An 18266-nucleotide genomic window follows, 5' to 3' on the forward strand; every position below is an offset into this window, starting at 1 on the left:
GTCACCTCCCTTCGTCGGCGGGCGGGCCGGGCAGGATCTCCACCCGGCACGAGACATGCACCGGACACAGGGACCGGACGACCTCCCGGACCCGGCCCTCGTCCACCTCCGGGTCGCGGCCCGGCCACACCCGGACCAGTACCTCTTCGGACGGCTCCGGGGGCAGGTCGGCGCCCGCGGTGCGGGACCACACCGCCGTGCCGTCGCCGCTGACGTCGGCGTTCACCCCGAGGGTGAGCCACAGCCGCTCGACCAGCCCGCGCCGGGTGCCGCGCCGCCGGTGCAGCTCCACCGCGCGGACGACCGCCTCGCGGCGCAGTTCAGCAGGCCACCCGGGGTCGTCGTCGGCGCCCACCCAGGACGCCAGCCAGGCCACGAAGTCGAGCGGCGCGATGCGCGGGTCGAGATAGGCGGGCAGATTGTCGAGGGTGGCGAACACCGGGGCGAGGACCGTGTCCAGACCGGCGGTGAAGCGCTGGGCGAAATCGTCGTCGGCGTACAGCGCGGGCAGCAGCCCGCCGATGGGGTGCCGGCTCGGCAGGCCGGGTACGGCGGCGCGGCTCATGCCCGGCCTCCCGGCTCCAGGGGCTGTACGACGACCTGGTGCTGGTGCGAGAACACCAGCGCGCCCGGGGTCACGTCGACGCGGTCCGCCGGAGCGCCCCGGCGGCCCGTGACCGGGTCGGCGGGGAACAGCCGGATCTCCTCCACCAGCGCGTTGCCGGTGGCGCGTTGCAGCAGGCCGAAGATCTCGCCGTACTGCACGGGCCGCCCGAACGGCCATCCGGTGCCGTCCGGTCCGCCGTGCAGCGGATTGAGGTACCCGAAGAGCGCGGCGAGGGCCGCGTCCCGTACCCGGTCGGTCTCCCCGGGTGCCGCCGCGAGCCGGGCGACGACCGTGACGCCCTGGTAGACCGGCGGCTCCACCACCAACCGGGTCCCGATCAGCCGTCGTTCGTCCAGGCTCTCGGTGATCGTGGCGAGCACCTGGTCCGACGGGATCAGCTGCTCGAAGCGGAGCCGGTCGCCCTCGTCGGCCACCGCGTCCGGCACCACCAGCACCCGCACCGCACCCGCGCCCTCAGCGGCGGGCAGACAGCGCACCCGGCGCACCGAAGGAGCCGCCTGCCGGGCGATGATCTCGTAGTCCTCCGCCGTCACCGCCCGTTCCTGCATCCGCAGCGCGTCCGGGGCCCGCAGCTTGGCGTTGGCGACGCTCTCCCCGTCCACCCCGCCGCGCGCCGCCTCCCGGTTGGTCACCCGCGCGACGTACGGCACCGAGCTGCGCAGCACCGAGATCGCGCCCCGGGCCACATTGCCGGCCGGACCGCCGCCGGTGCGATAGCGGGACACCCGGATCCGGGCGCCCTTCTCCGGCACCGCCCCGCACGGCCGCAGCGTGCCGTCCGGCTCACGCAGCGCGGGCGGGAAGGTGAACTCGCCCGTGGTGGCGTCGACTTGGACATGCCGGTCGGTGGGGCCCGAGCGGCCGAAGTGCTCGACCACCTCCCAGCGCCGCCAGCCGTCGGCCGAGGAGACCTCCACCACCGGTGGCTCGCCGTCCAGCAGCACCGGCGGCCGGCCGAGCCGGAACGTCTGCCCCGGCACCCCCTCGGACGATCCGAGCGGCACGTCCGTAACCGTCTCCGCGTGCTCGACGGTGATGGTGCCGCCGACCGTGAACACCGTGGCCTCGCGCACGGTCGGGGACTCCGAGTAGAACGGCTGGCCCGGCTCCGCCTCGGTGGCCCGGCAGCGCAGCCATCCGGCCCGCGTGCCGCCGATCACCGACGCGGTGTGCCCGGCCGGGACGTACACGATGACCTCACCGGGCCGGTTCAGACCGCCGGTGGTGTCCGAGCCGGTCTCGCACACCTGCCAGCGCACGCCGTCCCACGCCTCCCACACCAGCGGCGGCTGGCGCGGGTCCACCCCGACGCCCTCCACCCGGCTGTCCAGCCGCACGGCGACGATGCACCGCGGTACCGCCGCGGGCAGCCCGAACAGCACCGCGTCCCCCGGCTCGGGGGCCGCCTGGAAGCACCGTACGTCCCGGCCCTCGGTCAGCTCACGCGTCCGGTCGGCCTGGTCGCCGGTGCGGGGCGCGGTCACCAGCCGGATCAACTCGGCGGGTACGACCCGCAGTTCGTCCGTGGTCGCGAACACCACGGGCTCCTCCGTGTCGCCGTCCGCCGTCGTCACCTCGGTCCCGGCGGGCAGCGTCACCGTGTCGGGCTGCGGTGCCGACAGCCAGAAGTCGACCTCGGCCGAGGCAGCCGCCGGCGGGAACAGCCGGATGCCCAGCAGGTCGAGAAAGGCGGTGTAGTTCTTGTCCGGCACCCGGTTCAGCCGGTACAGCAGCTGGTCCACGAGATAGGCGAACGTCTCGATCAGGGTGACGCCCGGATCGGAGACGTTGTGGTCGGTCCATTCCGGGGCGCGCTGCTGCACGTACCGCTTCGCCTCGTCGACGAGTTGCTGGAACCGCCGGTCGTCCAGGTTGGGGGAGGGCAGGGCCATCAGTCCGCGACCGCTTCCTCGGCCCCCTCCTCGGAGGGGATCGTGTAGAAGGGAAACACCAGATTGCGCCGGTCGTTGGTGGAGCGCACCGTGTAGCGCACGTCGATGTAGAGGGTTCCGTCGTCCACCGCGTCGAAGGCGACCGCCACGTCGTCCACCGTGATCCGCGGCTCCCACCGCTCCAGCGCCTCCCGCACCGCCTGTGCGATCCGCCCCGCGGTGGCGCCGTCACCGGGTGCGAAGACGTAGTCGTGGATGCCGCAGCCGAACTCGGGCCGCATCGGGCGCTCGCCGGGCGCAGTGCCCAGCACCAGCCGGATCGCCTCCTCGATCTCCCGCTCCCGCTCCACCATGGCGATCCCGCCGGTCGGCCCCACCCGCAGCGGGAACGCCCAGCCGCGCCCGATGAACCGCTCGCTCATCACACCCCTCCGATCTGCACGTTCAGGGCGCCGAGCTGAACGGTCGCGCCGCACGCGGTGGTGTCGCCCATCCGGGCGGCCGGCAGCCCGCCGATGAGCACCTCGCCCGAGAGGAGCGCGGCCGGGCTCGGCAGGATCACATTGGCCGGGCCCAGGGCCGCGTGCGGGGGCATCACACAGGTGTGCAGGCTGCCCACGACGGCGGCGGGACGGCCGCCGATCAGCACACGCGCCACCGCCGCGGCGGCGCCGGGCGGCGGGGTGGCGATCACACCCCCGTGACTGGTGGGGTCGCCGGTACGGGCTGCGGCGGGCATGCCGGGCTCCTCTCCGAAGGGGTGGTCATGGCCTCGACGGCCGTGGAAACAGCTCGGGTCGACGTCAGTTGATGCGCACGAGATCCGCCTTCAGCACACCGAGCAGACCGCCGTCGAGCGTGAGGTCCGCCTGCCCGGCGACGCTCACCGACCGGCCGCCGACCTTGACCGCGCCGGTGCCGTCGATCTCCACGCTGCCGCCCTTCACGCTGACCTTGCCGGTCGTCGCGTCGAGCGTGATGCCGTGCTCGTCCAGCCGTACCGAGGACACCGCCCGCCGGCCGCCGGCCGCGTACACCGTCAGCTCGATCCGGTCGTGCCGGTCGTCCAGCAGCACCTCCAGCCGCTCGTCCGCGGTGCGCAGCCGCACCCCGGACGGGCCCGGTGCGGGCGTGTCCAGCAGCTCCAGCCGGTGCCCCGAACGCGACACAACGGAACGGCGGTTGACCTTGCCGCTGGTCGCGTCGACCAGCGGCACGTCGTGCGGCGAGGGCCGGTCCACGCCGTTGTACAGACCCCCGATGACGTACGGGCGGTCCAGCAGCCCCTGTTCGAAGCCGACCAGCACCTCGTCGTTGACCTCGGGACTCACCACACCCCCGCCACCCTTGCCGCCCCACTGCACGGTTCGCACCCAGTCGGTCACGTACGTGTCGTCCAGCCAGGGGAAGGTGAGCCGGACCCCGCCGCTCTGCGCGCCCCCCGGCTCACGCACGTCCGTCACCACGCCGATCGCCAGACCCGGCATGCGCGGCCCGCGCCCGGGTGCGTTCGCGCCGGTCACCAGGCCCGCCAGGGAACGGTCCGGGCTGGCGCTCACCCATACCGTGGTCCGGTAGCCACCGTGCGGCTCCAGGCTGTGCTGCACCGCCGTCGCCGTGTACCGGCCGGAGAACGCCGGCCCCACATTGCCGAGCGCCACCGGCAGGCCCGCCCGCAGCCGCGGATTGCCCTCGGCCACCGCCTCCAACTCACCGAACCCGGCGCTCACTTGACCGGCGACCGCAGCGGCGGCCGCGGTGGTCTCGGCCTGCGTCCGGTACGGCGTGTCCGTCACCGTCAGTTTCGCCGACTTCCCGAACCGGGCGCCGAACTCCGGGGCCAGACCGGGCAGTACCGTGTCGCTGGTCACGGACTGCTGCCGGGCCACGAGCGGCGTCTTCGTGGTGACGTCCCAGCCGCGCACCTCGACCTGGGCCGCCCCGTCCGCTCCCGACAGCGCGGCCCGCAGCGCGAGCAGATTCCGCCCGTACTCCAGCACCATCGGGCTCTGCGTGGCCGGCGTCGACGGCGCGGGCGCACCCGAGGCTTTCTCGGGCTTGGTGAACTGCAGCACTCCCTGGTCGTCCACTCGCACCAGCGCACCGCTCTCGCCCGCCAGATACTGCAGGAAGTCCCAGTCGGAGACATTGGCCTGCGACAGCTGCTTGTACGTCACCGGCGCGGCTTCCACCTTCCCGCACGGCAGCCCCGCCCCGGCGGCCACCTTGCGCACGATGGCGGCGGCCGTCATGTTGCGGTACGCCACCACCCTCCGGCCGCGCTGCAGCCGGTGCGCGACCGAGTAGGCACGTACGACGGTGAACGACCCGGTGGAGTCCCGGTCGATCTCCACGGCCGTGACCTCGCCGTTGAACAGCCGCTCGCGCGCCTGCCCGGCGACCGTCACCACCGACACCCGCAGCGGGGTGCCGAGCGTGATACCGGTCGACCTCAGGAACTCGTGGTCGGGATCGCGGTAGGTCAGCACGGCGGTGTCCGGCAGACCCACGTTCTCGTCCACCACACAGCTCACCAGCTGGGCCGCCCAGATCCGCGGCAGCTCACCGGGCGCCTCCACGACGGGGTCCGCCGCGAACGACCGGCCGCCGCGCGCCTCGGGTGTGGTCACCGCTCCTCCTCACCGCCCGCGTCCCCGAGCGCCGGCACCACCAGTTCGGTGCCGGGCGCCAGGGCCATCGGGTCGTCGATCCCGTTCGCCTCCGCGATGACCCGCCAGGCCGTCGCGTCGCCGTACTCCCGCCACGCCAGCAGCGCGAGACTGTCCCCCGCCACCACCGTGTGCGTGCTGCGGGCGGTGCGCGCACCGGACGTCGGGTTCTGCCCCGGCGGGTCGACGCTCGCCTCCTCCACCGACAGCGCACAGGTCGCCCGCAGCGGCTTGCCGTCCACGTCGAACAGCGTGTACGTCACCGACAGGCTCGACAGCACCCCGTCGAACGACGTCGTGCGGGCCGTACCCCACTCGAACCGCACCCACGGACTGGCCGGCTTCTTCCGCGCGAGGCTCGCCGGACTCGGCACGCACGCCTTCATCAGCGTCTCCACGGCCTGCTCGACCGAGTTGTCATGCGTCGACGTCGCGTCGAGGAAGACCTCAAGACTCAGCTCCCGAGGCCCGCTGCCCACGAACTCCGGCAGCGCCGACTGCCCGGCCATCCGCGACGGGGTGCGCCGCCACTCGGTGGTCTTGCGCAACTGGAGGGTGTTCGGATTGAACTGCAGAGCCAGCCGCGCGATCGTCCCACCGGGCTTCGCGCCCACCGCCGCCGGAGGTTCCTTCAGGGTCAGCTGCGCCCTGGCCCGGCTGGTGCGCACAGTGGTCATCAGGAGGGCCTCAGTCCCTCATGCGCGATCTCCAGCGTCTCCACGGCGGCTTGCGAGGACGAGGGATCGAACGACGGCCCCTGCCAGCGCACCGGCACGATGCCGAGCACCTGCCAGCTGATGATCCGGCTCAGATCCGGCCTCAGCGCCACGATCTCCCCGTCCTTCGGTTCCACCCGTCGCAGCGTCTGGTCGAGCCAGCGCCCGATCTTCGCCGTGTCGGCGGTGACCGGCCGGGTGAACGTGATGTTCGACCAGGTCACCCGGCCGGGCAACTGCCAGGTGAAGCCGTTGTTGCCGCCCTCGGCATAGGTCTCCATCTCCACCTCCGCCCCCATCCCGGAGCAGGTGTGGAAGGCACCCAGGTCGTTGCCGCCGATCGCGAGCCGGAAGAACACGCTCGTCGCGAAGATGTTGTCCGTCATCCCTTGGCCATCCGTTCCCTGTTCCTCAGCGCCGTCCGTCATACGGCCGGCCCGCACGTTCCCGGCCCCTGCGCAGATCGGCCCGCAGCAGCCGGGCGAGCGGATCCAGCAGCCGCCGCGCCAGCTCGTCCAGATCGATCCCGGGGTCCTGGGACGTTCCGGCCGACCGGACCGTGTCCTTGCCCGGGGCCTTCCGCGCCGCCTCCGGTGGCTTGTCGGACGTCCGCTGCACCGGCCTCGGGGGCATGGCGGTCACCGGCACACCGGGGGGAACACCACCGGCACCGGCCACGTCCCGCTGGACGAGGGGTGTCGCCGGGGCGGGGGCGGTGCCGGTACGCGCCCCGGCCGTCGTACGGGTGGCGCGGACCACGGGCACGGGCGGGCCGGTCTGCCGGGCCGGGCTCGCCGGGCGCTCCTGCGTCGGCGGCGCCTGCGGATCGGTCACCGGCAGCGCCTGCGGCCTTATGGGTGTGGCCCGCTGGACGGGGGGATCCGGGCGTACGACGGGGACGGCGCGGCGAGCTTGCGCGGAACTCGGGCTGTGCGAAGGCGAGTTGTACGTCGTCGACGCCGGCGGGGAGACGCTGCTTCTCTGCACGTAGGGAGCGGACGACGTTGGTGCCGGTGCCGGTGCCGGTGCCGGTGCCGGTGCCGGTGCCGGTGCCGGTGCCTGTGCCTGTGGCGGGTTCGGGTCGCGTCGCCAGGAGGCGGCCACGACCGGACGCTCGGTGGAGCGGACAGCGGCAGGAGGCGCAACGCCCTCCGGGACACGGGTGTTGACCGTGAGCCGGCGGGCGGCGAGCAGGGAAAGACTGCGGTGCGGCGGCCGACGCGGAGGCGTGAGGGGGTGTACGCCGATGACACCTGAGGGCTGGTCGCCGGTGGTGCCCGGGGGTCGGCCGGGGGCGGGGACGCGGGCGGGGGAGTGGACGGGAGCGCCGACGGCCCGGGCGACGACGACCGGAATGGCTCCATCGGGTTGCGTCCGTGCCGGTGTCGCCGATCCGCTCGCGAAGGCGGGCACAGCCCTCGCCGCTGTGCCGGCCGGCGCCGTCGGCTCGTCCGAGGAGGCCGCTCGGGCCTCCGGTGCGGGTCCGGCGGAGGGCCCTGACCGGGCCACCAGGGGTGTGGCGGGAGTCGGGGCGGTGGACGGAACCGCGGCTGAAGTTGACTGTGGGGTAGCGAAGTTGACGTCTGGCTTGCTGAGTTCGGTGTCCATTGCGCCCAGCAGCGGGGAGGCGGCCGCGGGGGACTCGGGTGTGCTTGCGGCGGTCCGGTCCGGGCGCGCGGGGGAGCGCTGGACGTGCGGAGCGGGCGGATGGGCCGGGGTGTGCGGCCGGCCACCGGGGCGGGCAGCGCGTGGGACGTCCGCTGTCGGTGGCATCGCGGGCAGAGGTGCCCCCAGGCCGCCACGGGCCCGGGCGCCTGACGGACGGGGGCCTGACGGACGGGCGCCTGACGGGCGATCGTCGGGTGGGCGGTCGTCGGACGGGTGGTCGTCGGACCGGCGGGGCGGGGTGGCACGGCGAGCCGGTTCGGGTCCGGCCGGTGCGGCGGCCGGCCTCTCCTCGCTCTTGGGCGTCGCGAGGCCGCTGCCGTACGAGCCCGGAGGGGAAGCAGAGGTGGTGTCCACGTGGCGCTGCACGACCGGCAGTGCCGGTCCGGGAGCCGGGTGTGGGACGTTCTCCGGTCGTGTCGCGTCCGGCGCATGGGAGGGCAACGGGCGGGCTGTGGAGGGGAGTTCGGGCAAGGGGGCGCCCAGTGGTGGCCGGGTGCCGGGTCGTGCGGAGGTGGCGGCGTGCTGCCCAGCGGGTGTGGGTGCAGGAGCCTCATCGGTGACGGCGGTCGGTGCCGCGTGCTTGCCCGAGGCAGGGGGAGTGGGTGCCTCGGTGGGCGGAGCAGCGGGCCGTAGCGCGGTGATCCGTCGTACCGGCGTGGCCATGCGTCGGGCCACGGTCAGGGAGGGGCCGACGGCCACCGGGCGCACGGGGCCGTCCGCCGACCGCTCCCGCCGTGCGGAGTCTTTGGCCTGCGCTGCGGTACGGCGGCCGGCCGGAGCCCCGGGCACAGCGGAGCGGCCCGATGTGTCCGGCACCACGGCAATGCGCCGCACCACGGGAATCTCCGGCCCCCGTGCCAGGCGGCCGGGATCGCCGGGCCGGACCGCACGGGCGGCGTCGCCCTCGGCTCCGGCCCGCTGAACCGGCGTCCTTGGCGCGGCCGTCGGCACGAGGGGTTCCGCGGGCACGAGCGCACGGCTGGGCGCGGACGCGGTCACCGAGCGCTGGACGGACGGGATGCCGGCCGCGGCGGGAGAACGTCCGGACCTGTGTGACGGAGCCGAAGACCGCGTACGTGCCGCCTCGTTGTCTCCCTTGTCTCCCCCGGCTCCCTTGTTCCCCTTGCTGCCCTTGCTGCCCTTGTCGCCCGCTGGGCTCTCCGCGGAGGCAGGGGCCGGACGGTCGGGCACGGCCGGGATTTCGCCCTCCTCGGCATCCGTCCGCAGCGCCCGCAACAGCAGCGGTCCGCCGTCGGCGTACGTGCCACCTGCTACGGCGCGCCCGGTGACGCCATGGATCAGGCCCACCGGCGCGGACGGCAGCAGTGCGTGCCCGAGGCCGGCGTCGAAGGAGGGGTTCTGCCAGGACGCGAGGCCGGCGCGGAAGGTGAGGCCGTCGCTCACGCCGAGCGGGGCGCGGGCCACGGTCAGCGTCGGCGGCGCGGTGCGGCGCCAGCCGCCGTCCCAGTCGCCGGGCACGGACCGGGACGTATCCGCTGTGCCCGGCACCGACGACTCCGCGCCGGAACCCGTGGAGGCGGCCGCACCGGAAGCGGACGTACCCGCGGGAGAGCCGGGCGCGGGGGTCCGCGCCGGGGCCCGACGGCGCAGCCTGTCCCGCCATGCCATGTGCTCAACCACCTTCGTTCACACGGGTGTTGATACGGGCGATCTCGGTCACCCATTGGCGCCGCTCGGCGTGGGTGAGGTCGAGGATCTCCTCGCGCTGCCAGTGGAAGTGGTAGGCGATGTACGCGATCTCCTCCCGCAGCCGGGGGAGTGCGTACGTCACGATTCCCCCAGGCGCCCACCCGAGAGGTCGACCTCGAAGGCGCCCTCGCAGTGCGGGCAGGTCACCGCAGCGCGGGTGTGCCCCTCGCTGTTGACGCGGCGGTAGAAGTCCTGGAGGAACGCGACGTCGGTGGCGTACATCCGCTCCACGACGCCCGCGTGCACATCGGTGATGGTGCCGAGCCGGGTGATGACCTGGCTCAGCAGCACCACGCTCAGATACGCCGGGTTCTCCTTGACCCGCAGATCGATCTGGGGCCGCAGCTCGTCCCGGGCGGTGGCCAGGCGCATCGCGCCGTGCCGGTGCAGGGTGCCCGCCTCGTCCACGTACCCGCGCGGCAGCTCGAACTCGAACTCCGTGCGCAGCCCGTGGTCCTGCGGTGTCGTGGGGCCGGGGGCCGGAGCCTGAGGCTGAGCCTGGGGCTGGTCGGCTGCCTGAGCGGGCGACGTCACCTCCAGGAGCTCCTCCAGGTTGCCGGCCGTGACGGTACGGCGCCTCATTCGACGACGATCTCCTCGAACACGATCGTGACGGTCTCGGTGGCCGGTGAGGACTCGCCGGCCTTGAGGGAGGGGCCCTCCCACTTGGAGGCCCAGCCGTTCATCAGCTGGATACGGCGGACCGTGTCGCCCTTGGTGTCCTTGATCTCGATCGTCAGGTTCTGCCGGGCGGTGTCGACGGCACCGTTGTTGAGTGTCTCCTTGATCCACTTGGTGAACTCACTGCTCTTGTCGAGTCCCCGTGTGATCGTGATCTCGCCGGCCTGCCGTGCCCCGGGCTGCTTCCGGATGATCTGCTTGCCCGTCGACGTGACCTGCTTGACCTCGACGACCTCCTCCTCGACGGAGAACCCGCTGATCTCCTGGATCGACTCGACCATGTACCCGCCGAGCTGCACACCGAAGACGTGTGTGGAAAGAGCATCGCCCTCTGCCATGACTGCCTGTCACCTTTCCTTGTCCGACCCGCGGGTCACTCGTCGATGAGGCTGGTGCTGTCGGAGAACTGGGCCAGCCGGAACACCACGAACTCGGCGGGCTTGACGGGGGAGACGCCGATCTCGCAGACGACCCTTCCCTGGTCGATGGACGTCTGCGGGTTGTTGTCGCGGTCGCACTTGACGTAGAACGCCTCGTCGGCGGTGCGGCCGAAGAGCGCGCCCCGGCGCCATTCCTCGGTGAGGAACGCGGTGACGTTGCGCCGGATGCTCGACCACAACCGGTCGTCGTTCGGCTCGAAGACCACCCACTGGGTGCCCAACAGGATGGATTCTTCAAGGTAGTTGAACAGGCGGCGCACGTTCAGATAGCGCCAGGCCGGGTCGGAGGACAGCGTGCGGGCGCCCCAGATCCGGATGCCCCGGCCGGGGAAGGCACGGACACAGTTCACGCCGATGGGGTTGAGCAGGTCCTGCTCGCCCTTGCTGAGCCGGATGTCCAGGTCCACCGCGCCCCGGATCACCTCGTTGGCGGGCGCCTTGTGCACCCCGCGCTCGGCGTCGCTGCGCGCCCACACGCCCGCGATGTGACCGCTCGGCGGAACAGTGGTGTTGCGGCCCGCCGCCGGGTCGAAGACCCGCACCCACGGGTAGTAGAGGGTGGCGTACCGGGAGTCGTAGCCCGCCTCCTCGTTGCGCCAGTGGCGCACCTGCTGGGCGGTGAGGCCCGGCGGGGTGTCCAGGACCGCGACCCGGTCGCCCATCTGCTCGCAGTGCGAGATGACCGCGAGCTGGACGGTGCGCACGCCCTCGGCGTCGATGTCGCCGCGCTGGTAGGCGCCCATCAGGTCGGGCACCGCGACCATGGTGATCTCGTCGATGGCCTCCAGCCCGGCGAACCCGGTGCGGGCGGCGGCGTCGCCGACGTACTCGGCCGGGTCGAGCCGGTTCGCCGCGCCCGGGCCGGGCACGGCGGGCGCGGCCGGCGCGTCGGGCACGGCCACTGTCTGGCTCGCCGGGCGGGTCTGGCCGGCGTCGCGCTGCTCGGTGACCTCGATCAGCTTCGAGGCGCGCAGCTGGCTGACCACATAGCCCTTGACGTTCTTGCGGGTGGAGACGTCGTACGTCTCGACGACCTGCTCGCCCTGGCGGACCAGCAGCTTGAAGCGGTCCTCGGGCGGGTTCTCGCCGTCGGCGTCGGCGATCTCCACCGACAGGCCGGAGATGCCGGGCCGGGCCGTGATCTGGAACCCGCCGAGCGTGATCGGCTCGGCCGTCCGCACCTCACGGGAGCCCCGGCCGCCCTCCGACGTGCCCTCGGCGGAGCCGCCGATGCGCACCACGTAGGCCGCGCCGCCGCCGTTGGAGAAGTAGCCGTAGACAGCGTGCGCGAGGTAGGTGCCCTCGGTGAAGCCGCCGAACAGCTGGGTGTACTGGTCCCAGTTGGTGACCAGGGTCGGTTCGTGGAAGGGCCCGCGCTGGGCGAACCCGACGAACGCGGCGACGGCGGTGCCGACCCCTTCGATGGGACGGGCACCGGACTGCACCTCCTCCACGTACACGCCCGGGGTGAGGTACGTCGGCATGCTCGCTCCTTCACGTTCCATCGGGTCACCTGCGTCGATGCCGAGTCTCCGAGGCGGGTCCGGCTCACGGACAGGTGCGTGGGTACCTTGCCGGGGGCAACCGCGCTGCCTTTTCAGGCGCCGAGGACGTCCGCCAGATACGGCCCGAACTCGCTCTCCAGGACCAGTCGGCCGAGCTTGCGGTACTCCTGCACCACCGCCGACACCAACTGCCGCATGGTGAGCGGTCCTTCGGCCTCCGCCGCGAGATAGGCGGCGGTCACCGCGCACGCCCGGATGGACCCGCCGGCCAGTTCGAAACGGTCCGCGCAGAAACGGAGGTCGAGGTCGGCGGCGCGCGGCAGCCGCTCGCCCAGGCAGCGTTCCCACAGGGCGAGGCGCTGAGCTGCGTCGGGCACGGGGAACTCGGCCACCACGTCGAGTCTGCGGGTGAACGCCTCGTCCAGGTTGGCCCGCAGGTTCGTGGTGAGCACGGCGATCCCGTCGAAGGACTCCATGCGCTGGAGCAGATACGCGGACTCGATGTTGGCGTGCCGGTCGTGGGCGTCCTTGACCTCCGAGCGCTTGCCGAAGATCGCGTCGGCCTCGTCGAAGAGGAGCACCGCGTTGACGGCGGACGCCTCGGTGAAGATCCGTTCCAGGTTCTTCTCGGTCTCGCCCACGTACTTGTCCACGACCGTGGACAGATCGACCACGTACAGGTCCATGCCGAGGTCGGCGGCGACCACCTCGGCGGACATGGTCTTTCCGGTGCCCGACTCGCCCGCGAACAGCGCGATCACCCCGCGCCCCCGGCCGCCGCCCGGCCGCATCCGCCACTGCCCGAGCACCTGATCGCGATGGCGCGCGCGTACGGCCAGCTCGCGCAGCCTGCGCCGGGTCGGCGAGGGCAGCACCAGATCGTCCCAGCCGACGTCCGGCTCCACCCTGCGCGCCAGCCGCGCCAGCCCCGCCCCGTTCTGCGCCCGCACGGCCGCACGCAGATCACCGGGGGAGACCGGACGCCCCGCGAGCCCCGCGCTGCGCACGGCGGCACCGGCGGCCCGCCGAAGTTGCCCGCCGTCGAGACGATGCGCGGCGACCGCCCGGGCCAGCGCATCGGCATCGCCGGCCGTGGGGGTGCCGGTCGAGGGAAGTGCCTCGCCGTCCGTGGAGGCCTCGGTCAGCGGGAGGGCGTCGGCGTCCGGGGCGTCACGGGTCGGGGGAGCTGTCCGGCCGTCCGGGGAGTCACGGGTCGGGGGAAGTGCCTCGCCGTTCGTGGGGGCCTCGGTCAGCGGGAGGGCGTCGGCGTTCCTGGAGGCCTCGGTCAGGGGAAGCGTGATGCTGTCCACCGGTGTCCCCGCCAGGCGAAGCGTGGCGCCGGTCGCGGAGGTGTCGGCGCCGGCCAGGGCGAGGGCGTGGCGCCAGCGCGCGGCCTGTCGTGCGGGGGAGGGCGGGTTGACCGGCAGCACGATCGGGGTGTCGGCCGCCCACGACGGGTCCCAGCCGTCCGTGCCGTGGGTGAACAGGGGGATGCCGCGCAGCGCCGCGCACAACTCGCTTGCGCTGCGGGCCCGTTCGGCGGGCGCGGACGGCAGGTCCGCCAGCGGGCCGAGGACGACGCCCGCGCCGGTGAGCCGGGCCTCCAGCGCCGCGACCCGGGCGAGCACGGGCAGGTCGGCGGGGCGCCGGGCGAGTGCCGCCGTGTCCAGGACCAGCGTGCCGAGTCCGGCCGCGCACAGCGCCGTGGCGGCCAGTCCCGGCGCGTCCCCGCCCCGGTCCAGCAGATGCACCAGGCCCGGCCCGGACCGGACCGCGCGGGCTGCTCGCCGGACCTCGTCCGGCTCCGCCGTCGGGTCCGCCGCGGCCGTGCCGAGGACTCCGGCGAGCCGGGCGTCGGGCGCGGTGTCGCCCAGCAGATATCCGGTGACCCGGTCCGGGACCACCAACACCCGTGACAGCGGCGGGCGTTCGGGATCGGTGACCTCCAGCAGGCCGCCCGCGACCAGCGGCGCCCCGGGCGAGAACCGGAACCGGGCTGCCGACGCCGGCCCGAGCCCGCACAGCTCCAGCGCCAGCCCGACCGTCGGCCGACGGCGGGTCAGATCGTCGTTGAGATAGCCGTAGAGCCGCTCGAAGCGGGCGTCCAGATCCGGGGCCAGGGCGATCAGCAGCAGGTCCGTGTCGAGCGGCGCCAGGCCGAACCGCTCGGCCAGGGTGCCGAGCGCGGAACCGGGCGGCGGGGGCTGCGGGTCGTAGCCCGGTACGTCGAGGCCGCCCGGTCCGTCCAGGATCCGCTGGGCCGCCTCCGGGGTGAGGTACTGCCCCCGGTACGGATCGTCGGGGTCGGGATCGACGGCGCGCCGGGCCGCCACCGCGTACCGGACCCGCTCCTCGACCAGGCGCAGCCGTGCCCACAGCGGGTCCGCGCCGATGTCCCTGATCGTCTCCTCCAGGTAGGTCACGGCTGGCGGCCTCCCCGGCGGCGGCGCGCGGGGGCCGGACGCCGCTCGCGCGGACCGGCGAACCCCTCCTCGGGCCCCGGGTCGCTCACCCCGTCGTACCGCAGCCGGCGCCCCGGCACCGGAGCCCCGTCCTCACCCTCCCGCCGTCCCTGCGCGGAACGCACCACGAGCCCCTCGGTGACCGGCGGCGCGGCGGCCCTGCTCGTCCCGGCGAGGGGCGCGCGCACCCGTACGCCGAGGGACGCCTTCAGCTCGCCGCCGAGTGCCGACCACACGTCGGAGGCGGCGGGCGCGTCGAGCGTGGCTCCCGCGGTGTCCAGGGACACGGTCAGGCCCAGTTCGGCGAGCGAGCCCGTGAGATGCCGGTCCGGCAGCGCGTCGGCGGCCGCCAGCAAGGCCAGTACCTGCGACAGCAGCCGGTGTTCGTCCTGCGGGCGGCTCGCCCACGCCGTGACCAGGTACGTCAGCTCGTACCAGCGCGGCGGGGTGCGCCGCGCCACCACATACCCGTCCGCGTCGTACACCTCCCCGGCGCCGCTGCCGCGCCGGGTCGCGTCCTCCCGGATGTCGTACAGGAAGACGCAGACGGTGGGGGCGGTGCGGCGGGCCGCCCAGTCGCGGGTCGGCGCGTCGAAGACGATCTCGACCCCGGACGCCGCCAGCCCGGACTCGCCGAGCAGGCCGCGCAGCGCCTCGTCGACCTCGTGGATCATCGGCGGGTCACCTCGTCGGGCGGCTGCACACTGCCGTTCACCACCAGGAAGTCGGTCTTCACCGGGGAGAAGCCGGGGCCGCGCGCGGTGATGGTGCGCGGACCCGTCTGGTCCTTGGCGAGGATCAGCAGCTGCCCGATGAACGTGCCGTCCGGCTCGGGCACGGTCGGCGCGGCGGCCGCGGTGATCCCCGGCTGCCAGGTGAACCGCACCGGCACGCCCGGCGGGAAGTCCTTGCCGCGCACCGAGGTGACGAAGCCGGGCTTGCCGATCGGCGGCACGGCGACGATCTTCGGCTGGAGGATCCGCAGCGTGGTGCGCGTCCGGTTGTCGGTCGGGTCGGCGTCCGTACCGGTGGTGGTCAGCACGCCGGTGGCCCGGCCGGTCGTGGCGTGGTCGGGGGCGAGGACCACCCGGACGACCGTGCTGTCCCCCGGCGCCAGGTCCGGCAGCGCGCACACCCAGCCGCTGTCGCACCCCGCCGGCGGCCCGCCGTCCGGGATCCCGGCGGGCAGCCCGATCCGCAGCCGCAGCCCGGTGGCCAGCGCGTTGCGGCCGTTGCGCACGGTGTACGTCACCACGACCCGGCCCCCCACATAGCCCGGGTTCGGCTGGGCGGTGACCCGGACCCCGGGGCCGGCCTTCGGCGCAGGCGGTGTCGGAGGCGGTGTGGGTGCCGGAGGGGTCGGGGACGGGCTGGGGGCCGGCGGGGCGGCCTTGTGCACCGGTACGACGGTCCGCGCCGCGTTGTCGCCGGGCCGCGGGTCGACGACGCTGCCGGTGACCGACCAGTCCACGGGCTGCTCGCCGGCGGTGCGCCCGGTCACGGTCACGGTCACCGGCACGGTCGTACCGGGCGGCACCACACCGAGGTCGCACTGGAGGGAGGCCGCGTCACAGGTGCCGCCGGGCCGGCGGACCCGGGTGACGGAGACACCGGCCGGCGGTGCGACGGTCAGCCGGGTGCCGGGGGAGGCGGCCGGGCCGTTGTTGACGACGTCGACGCGGATGTCCGTGGAGCGGCCGACGGTGACCGCGGGCACCGTACCCGGCGCGTGCACGGCCAAGTCGACCGACTGCTGGACGCCGGGCTCCTTCTGGCGTCCCGGCAGCTCCAGGGTGAGCGGCGTCAGGTGGCCGGTCGTGATGTTCAACAGGTGGAGTTTCTCGGGGCAGTTGGGTGGGGTGTCGGTGCGGGAGCTGTAGACGATCCCGTTGCCGTCCGCGGTCCAGGCCGCGTCGCGCGGCTGGTGCGGGCCGGTGCCGGAGGTGTCGGGCAGCTGCTGGTGGCAGGCGTCCTCGGTGGAGCGGGCCGACTCGGGCAGCAGCACCTGGCAGCCGGCGCCGGACACGGAGGTGAGCAGGAGTCCGTTGCGCTCGTTGACACGGCCGCCGCCGTCCTTGCGGTTGAAGGCGATCCGGCGTCCGTCCGGGGAGAACGCGGGGCTGTCGTCGATGACCGTGCAGTCGCCGGGGCAGATCCGCGCGCTCAGGTCGCGCTGCTGGTCGAGGGCGTCGACCGGCACGGTCCAGATGTGCTTGTTGCCGCCGCTCCCGCCGATCGTCATGTTCCGGGTGAACGCGAGCGTGGTGCCGTCGGAGGACCAGGTGGGCTGGGCGTCGCCGCCCGTCTGCTGTCCGGCCGGCGGGACGATCTCGTGCACGATCGCCCCGGTCGTCGCGTCGGCGACGAGGATACGGCCCGGTCCGGACGCGGATCCGACCCCGCCGGGCGAAGTCCGGGTGAACGCAAGGTACTTGCCGTCCGGCGAGAACGCCGGGTCGGTGTCCCAGTCCCTCGGCCCGCGCCCGGCCAGCGGCATCGCCGCAGGGTTGGAACCGTCGGCGTCCACCATCCAGATCCGCTCGATCCGGTTGTCCCCCGTGCCCTCGAACCGGGTCACCACGATGCGGCGGCCGTCCGGTGTGTAGCTCTGCCGCTCGGTCCACGGGTCGTACCCGGACGCCGGGTTGAACAGCGGATCCTTCGTCGGATCGGTGTTGGTGTCGGCCGCCGGGTCCTCGTTCAGGATGGTGAACCCGAGGTCGCGCGGGTCGGCGCCGTCCGTCCGGACGTCCTGGAGGGTCACCACGTGCGGACCGTGCACGCCGTTCGGCGGGTCGCTGGCCTTCGCCGTGGTGCGGTCCACCACGACGTAACCGCCGTTCTGCGGGCCGACCCAGGTCGGCGTGCCGACCGCGCGGTCCTCCATGAGCACCAACTGGGGGTCCTGTGCGCGGTTGTCCACCCGGTACACATGGTCCCAGTCGCCCTCGCAGCCACAGGTGCGGTCGGGGCTGAGGAACAGCACGCCCTCCCCATCGGGCATCCAGGCTGCCCCATGGGTCCGCCAGTAGATCGAGGTTTTGGTGAGCAGCACCTGGTCCCCGGCCGGCCCGCCGGTCACCCGCAGTCGCGGGCCCGTCGAGGAGTCCGAGGTGTAGGTGTACGCGATCAGGTCCCGGTGTGCCGCGTCGTTCACCGGATTCCAGACCGGCTCCGTCGCCTTGCCGGCCACGGTGGTGAGCCGGGTCGCGGTGCCCCCGGCCAGTCGCTGCTCATAGATCTGGAACCCGAGCACCGCGTTGCTGTCGCTGGAGTACGCCAAGCGCTGCCCGTCCGGTGACACGGTCGGGCTCTCCTCGTCGTACGGCGTGTCGGTCAGCCGGGTCAGCCCGGTGCCGTCGGTGCGCACCAGCCACAGGTCGCGTTGCTTCTTGCCGCTCGGGCCGCCGGGCTCCGCCGAGTCGAACACCACGGCCTTGCCGTCGGGGGTCAGCCGGGGGTGGGCCGCGTCCCGGCCGCTGGTCAGCTTGCGCACCGAGCCGTCGGGGGCGCGCAGGTAGATCTGCGGGTTCTTGGAGTCGCGGCGGCTCGCGAACACCATCGTGTCGCCGAGCGCCGACGGCTCGACGTCGTAGTGCGCCGGACCCGCGCCGAACAGCGGCTCGCTGGACTTGGTGCCGACCACCCTGCCGAGACTGCGGTGCCCGGTGCCGGCGTAGGCGATGCGGGTGGCGGCGTCGGCGGCCGCCTGCGGCCGGGCCTCAGCGCTGTCCGGCCCGGCGGCCGCCGTCACCACGAGCAGCGGGACCAGCAGGAGCAACGACGCACCGAATCTCCCCAGCCGGCGCTCCCCGCCGGGGCCAGCGCTGCCGTTCACGGTCCACCTCGCAGTCTTGGGACACCAGGGTGTGCCCCGCCACTGTGTGCCCGCGCG

General features: G+C 73.8%; 15 protein-coding genes. All 15 read right to left on the reverse strand.

Annotated features, from left to right (window positions below; genetic code table 11):
* Position 1 precedes the first annotated feature (1 nt).
* Entirely contained in the window at positions 2-565 is a 564-nt protein-coding gene (locus O1G22_RS39015; RefSeq protein ID WP_270085633.1) for a phage tail protein, read from the reverse strand.
* Complete coding sequence (locus O1G22_RS39020) at positions 562-2520, reverse strand: putative baseplate assembly protein (protein WP_270085634.1); 1959 nt, start codon at positions 2518-2520, stop codon at positions 562-564. Before O1G22_RS39020 ends, O1G22_RS39015 begins: the two co-directional genes overlap by 4 nt.
* Entirely contained in the window at positions 2520-2942 is a 423-nt protein-coding gene (locus tag O1G22_RS39025; protein ID WP_225094788.1) for a GPW/gp25 family protein, read from the reverse strand. Before O1G22_RS39025 ends, O1G22_RS39020 begins: the two co-directional genes overlap by 1 nt.
* Positions 2942-3259: a PAAR domain-containing protein gene (locus O1G22_RS39030; RefSeq protein WP_270085635.1), complete on the reverse strand. Its 318-nt coding sequence runs from the start codon at positions 3257-3259 to the stop codon at positions 2942-2944. The genes O1G22_RS39025 and O1G22_RS39030 overlap by 1 nt, the downstream gene beginning before the upstream one ends.
* Positions 3260-3323: 64 nt before the next feature.
* Positions 3324-5150 carry a VgrG-related protein gene (locus O1G22_RS39035; RefSeq protein ID WP_270085636.1) on the reverse strand — a complete coding sequence of 609 codons (1827 nt, stop codon included), beginning with the start codon at positions 5148-5150 and terminating at the stop codon, positions 3324-3326.
* A complete protein-coding gene (locus O1G22_RS39040; RefSeq protein WP_428986450.1) occupies positions 5147-5866 on the reverse strand; it encodes a CIS tube protein in 720 nt (239 codons plus the stop codon). The genes O1G22_RS39035 and O1G22_RS39040 overlap by 4 nt, the downstream gene beginning before the upstream one ends.
* Positions 5866-6291: a phage tail protein gene (locus O1G22_RS39045; protein WP_225094786.1), complete on the reverse strand. Its 426-nt coding sequence runs from the start codon at positions 6289-6291 to the stop codon at positions 5866-5868. The genes O1G22_RS39040 and O1G22_RS39045 overlap by 1 nt, the downstream gene beginning before the upstream one ends.
* Before the next feature lie 25 nt (positions 6292-6316).
* The gene (locus O1G22_RS39050; protein WP_270085637.1) at positions 6317-9202 is read right to left on the reverse strand and encodes a hypothetical protein; all 2886 of its coding nucleotides are present in this window, start codon (positions 9200-9202) and stop codon (positions 6317-6319) included.
* Positions 9203-9206: 4 nt separating this feature from the next.
* Positions 9207-9365, reverse strand: coding sequence for a DUF6760 family protein (locus O1G22_RS39055; protein WP_177235491.1), 159 nt, complete (start codon positions 9363-9365; stop codon positions 9207-9209).
* Positions 9362-9865, reverse strand: coding sequence for a hypothetical protein (locus tag O1G22_RS39060; protein WP_270085638.1), 504 nt, complete (start codon positions 9863-9865; stop codon positions 9362-9364). The genes O1G22_RS39055 and O1G22_RS39060 overlap by 4 nt, the downstream gene beginning before the upstream one ends.
* Positions 9862-10302: a phage tail protein gene (locus O1G22_RS39065; protein WP_067043798.1), complete on the reverse strand. Its 441-nt coding sequence runs from the start codon at positions 10300-10302 to the stop codon at positions 9862-9864. The genes O1G22_RS39060 and O1G22_RS39065 overlap by 4 nt, the downstream gene beginning before the upstream one ends.
* A 35-nt stretch (positions 10303-10337) precedes the next feature.
* Positions 10338-11888 carry a phage tail sheath family protein gene (locus O1G22_RS39070; protein WP_270085639.1) on the reverse strand — a complete coding sequence of 517 codons (1551 nt, stop codon included), beginning with the start codon at positions 11886-11888 and terminating at the stop codon, positions 10338-10340.
* Positions 11889-12001: 113 nt separating this feature from the next.
* Positions 12002-14332, reverse strand: coding sequence for an ATP-binding protein (locus O1G22_RS39075; protein ID WP_270085640.1), 2331 nt, complete (start codon positions 14330-14332; stop codon positions 12002-12004).
* Positions 14329-15045, reverse strand: coding sequence for a Pvc16 family protein (locus O1G22_RS39080; RefSeq protein ID WP_270085641.1), 717 nt, complete (start codon positions 15043-15045; stop codon positions 14329-14331). Before O1G22_RS39080 ends, O1G22_RS39075 begins: the two co-directional genes overlap by 4 nt.
* Entirely contained in the window at positions 15042-18209 is a 3168-nt protein-coding gene (locus O1G22_RS39085) for a hypothetical protein (RefSeq protein WP_270085642.1), read from the reverse strand. The genes O1G22_RS39080 and O1G22_RS39085 overlap by 4 nt, the downstream gene beginning before the upstream one ends.
* Positions 18210-18266 lie beyond the last annotated feature (57 nt).

This window comes from Streptomyces camelliae (genome assembly GCF_027625935.1).
In the GTDB taxonomy this organism is placed as follows: domain Bacteria; phylum Actinomycetota; class Actinomycetes; order Streptomycetales; family Streptomycetaceae; genus Streptomyces; species Streptomyces camelliae.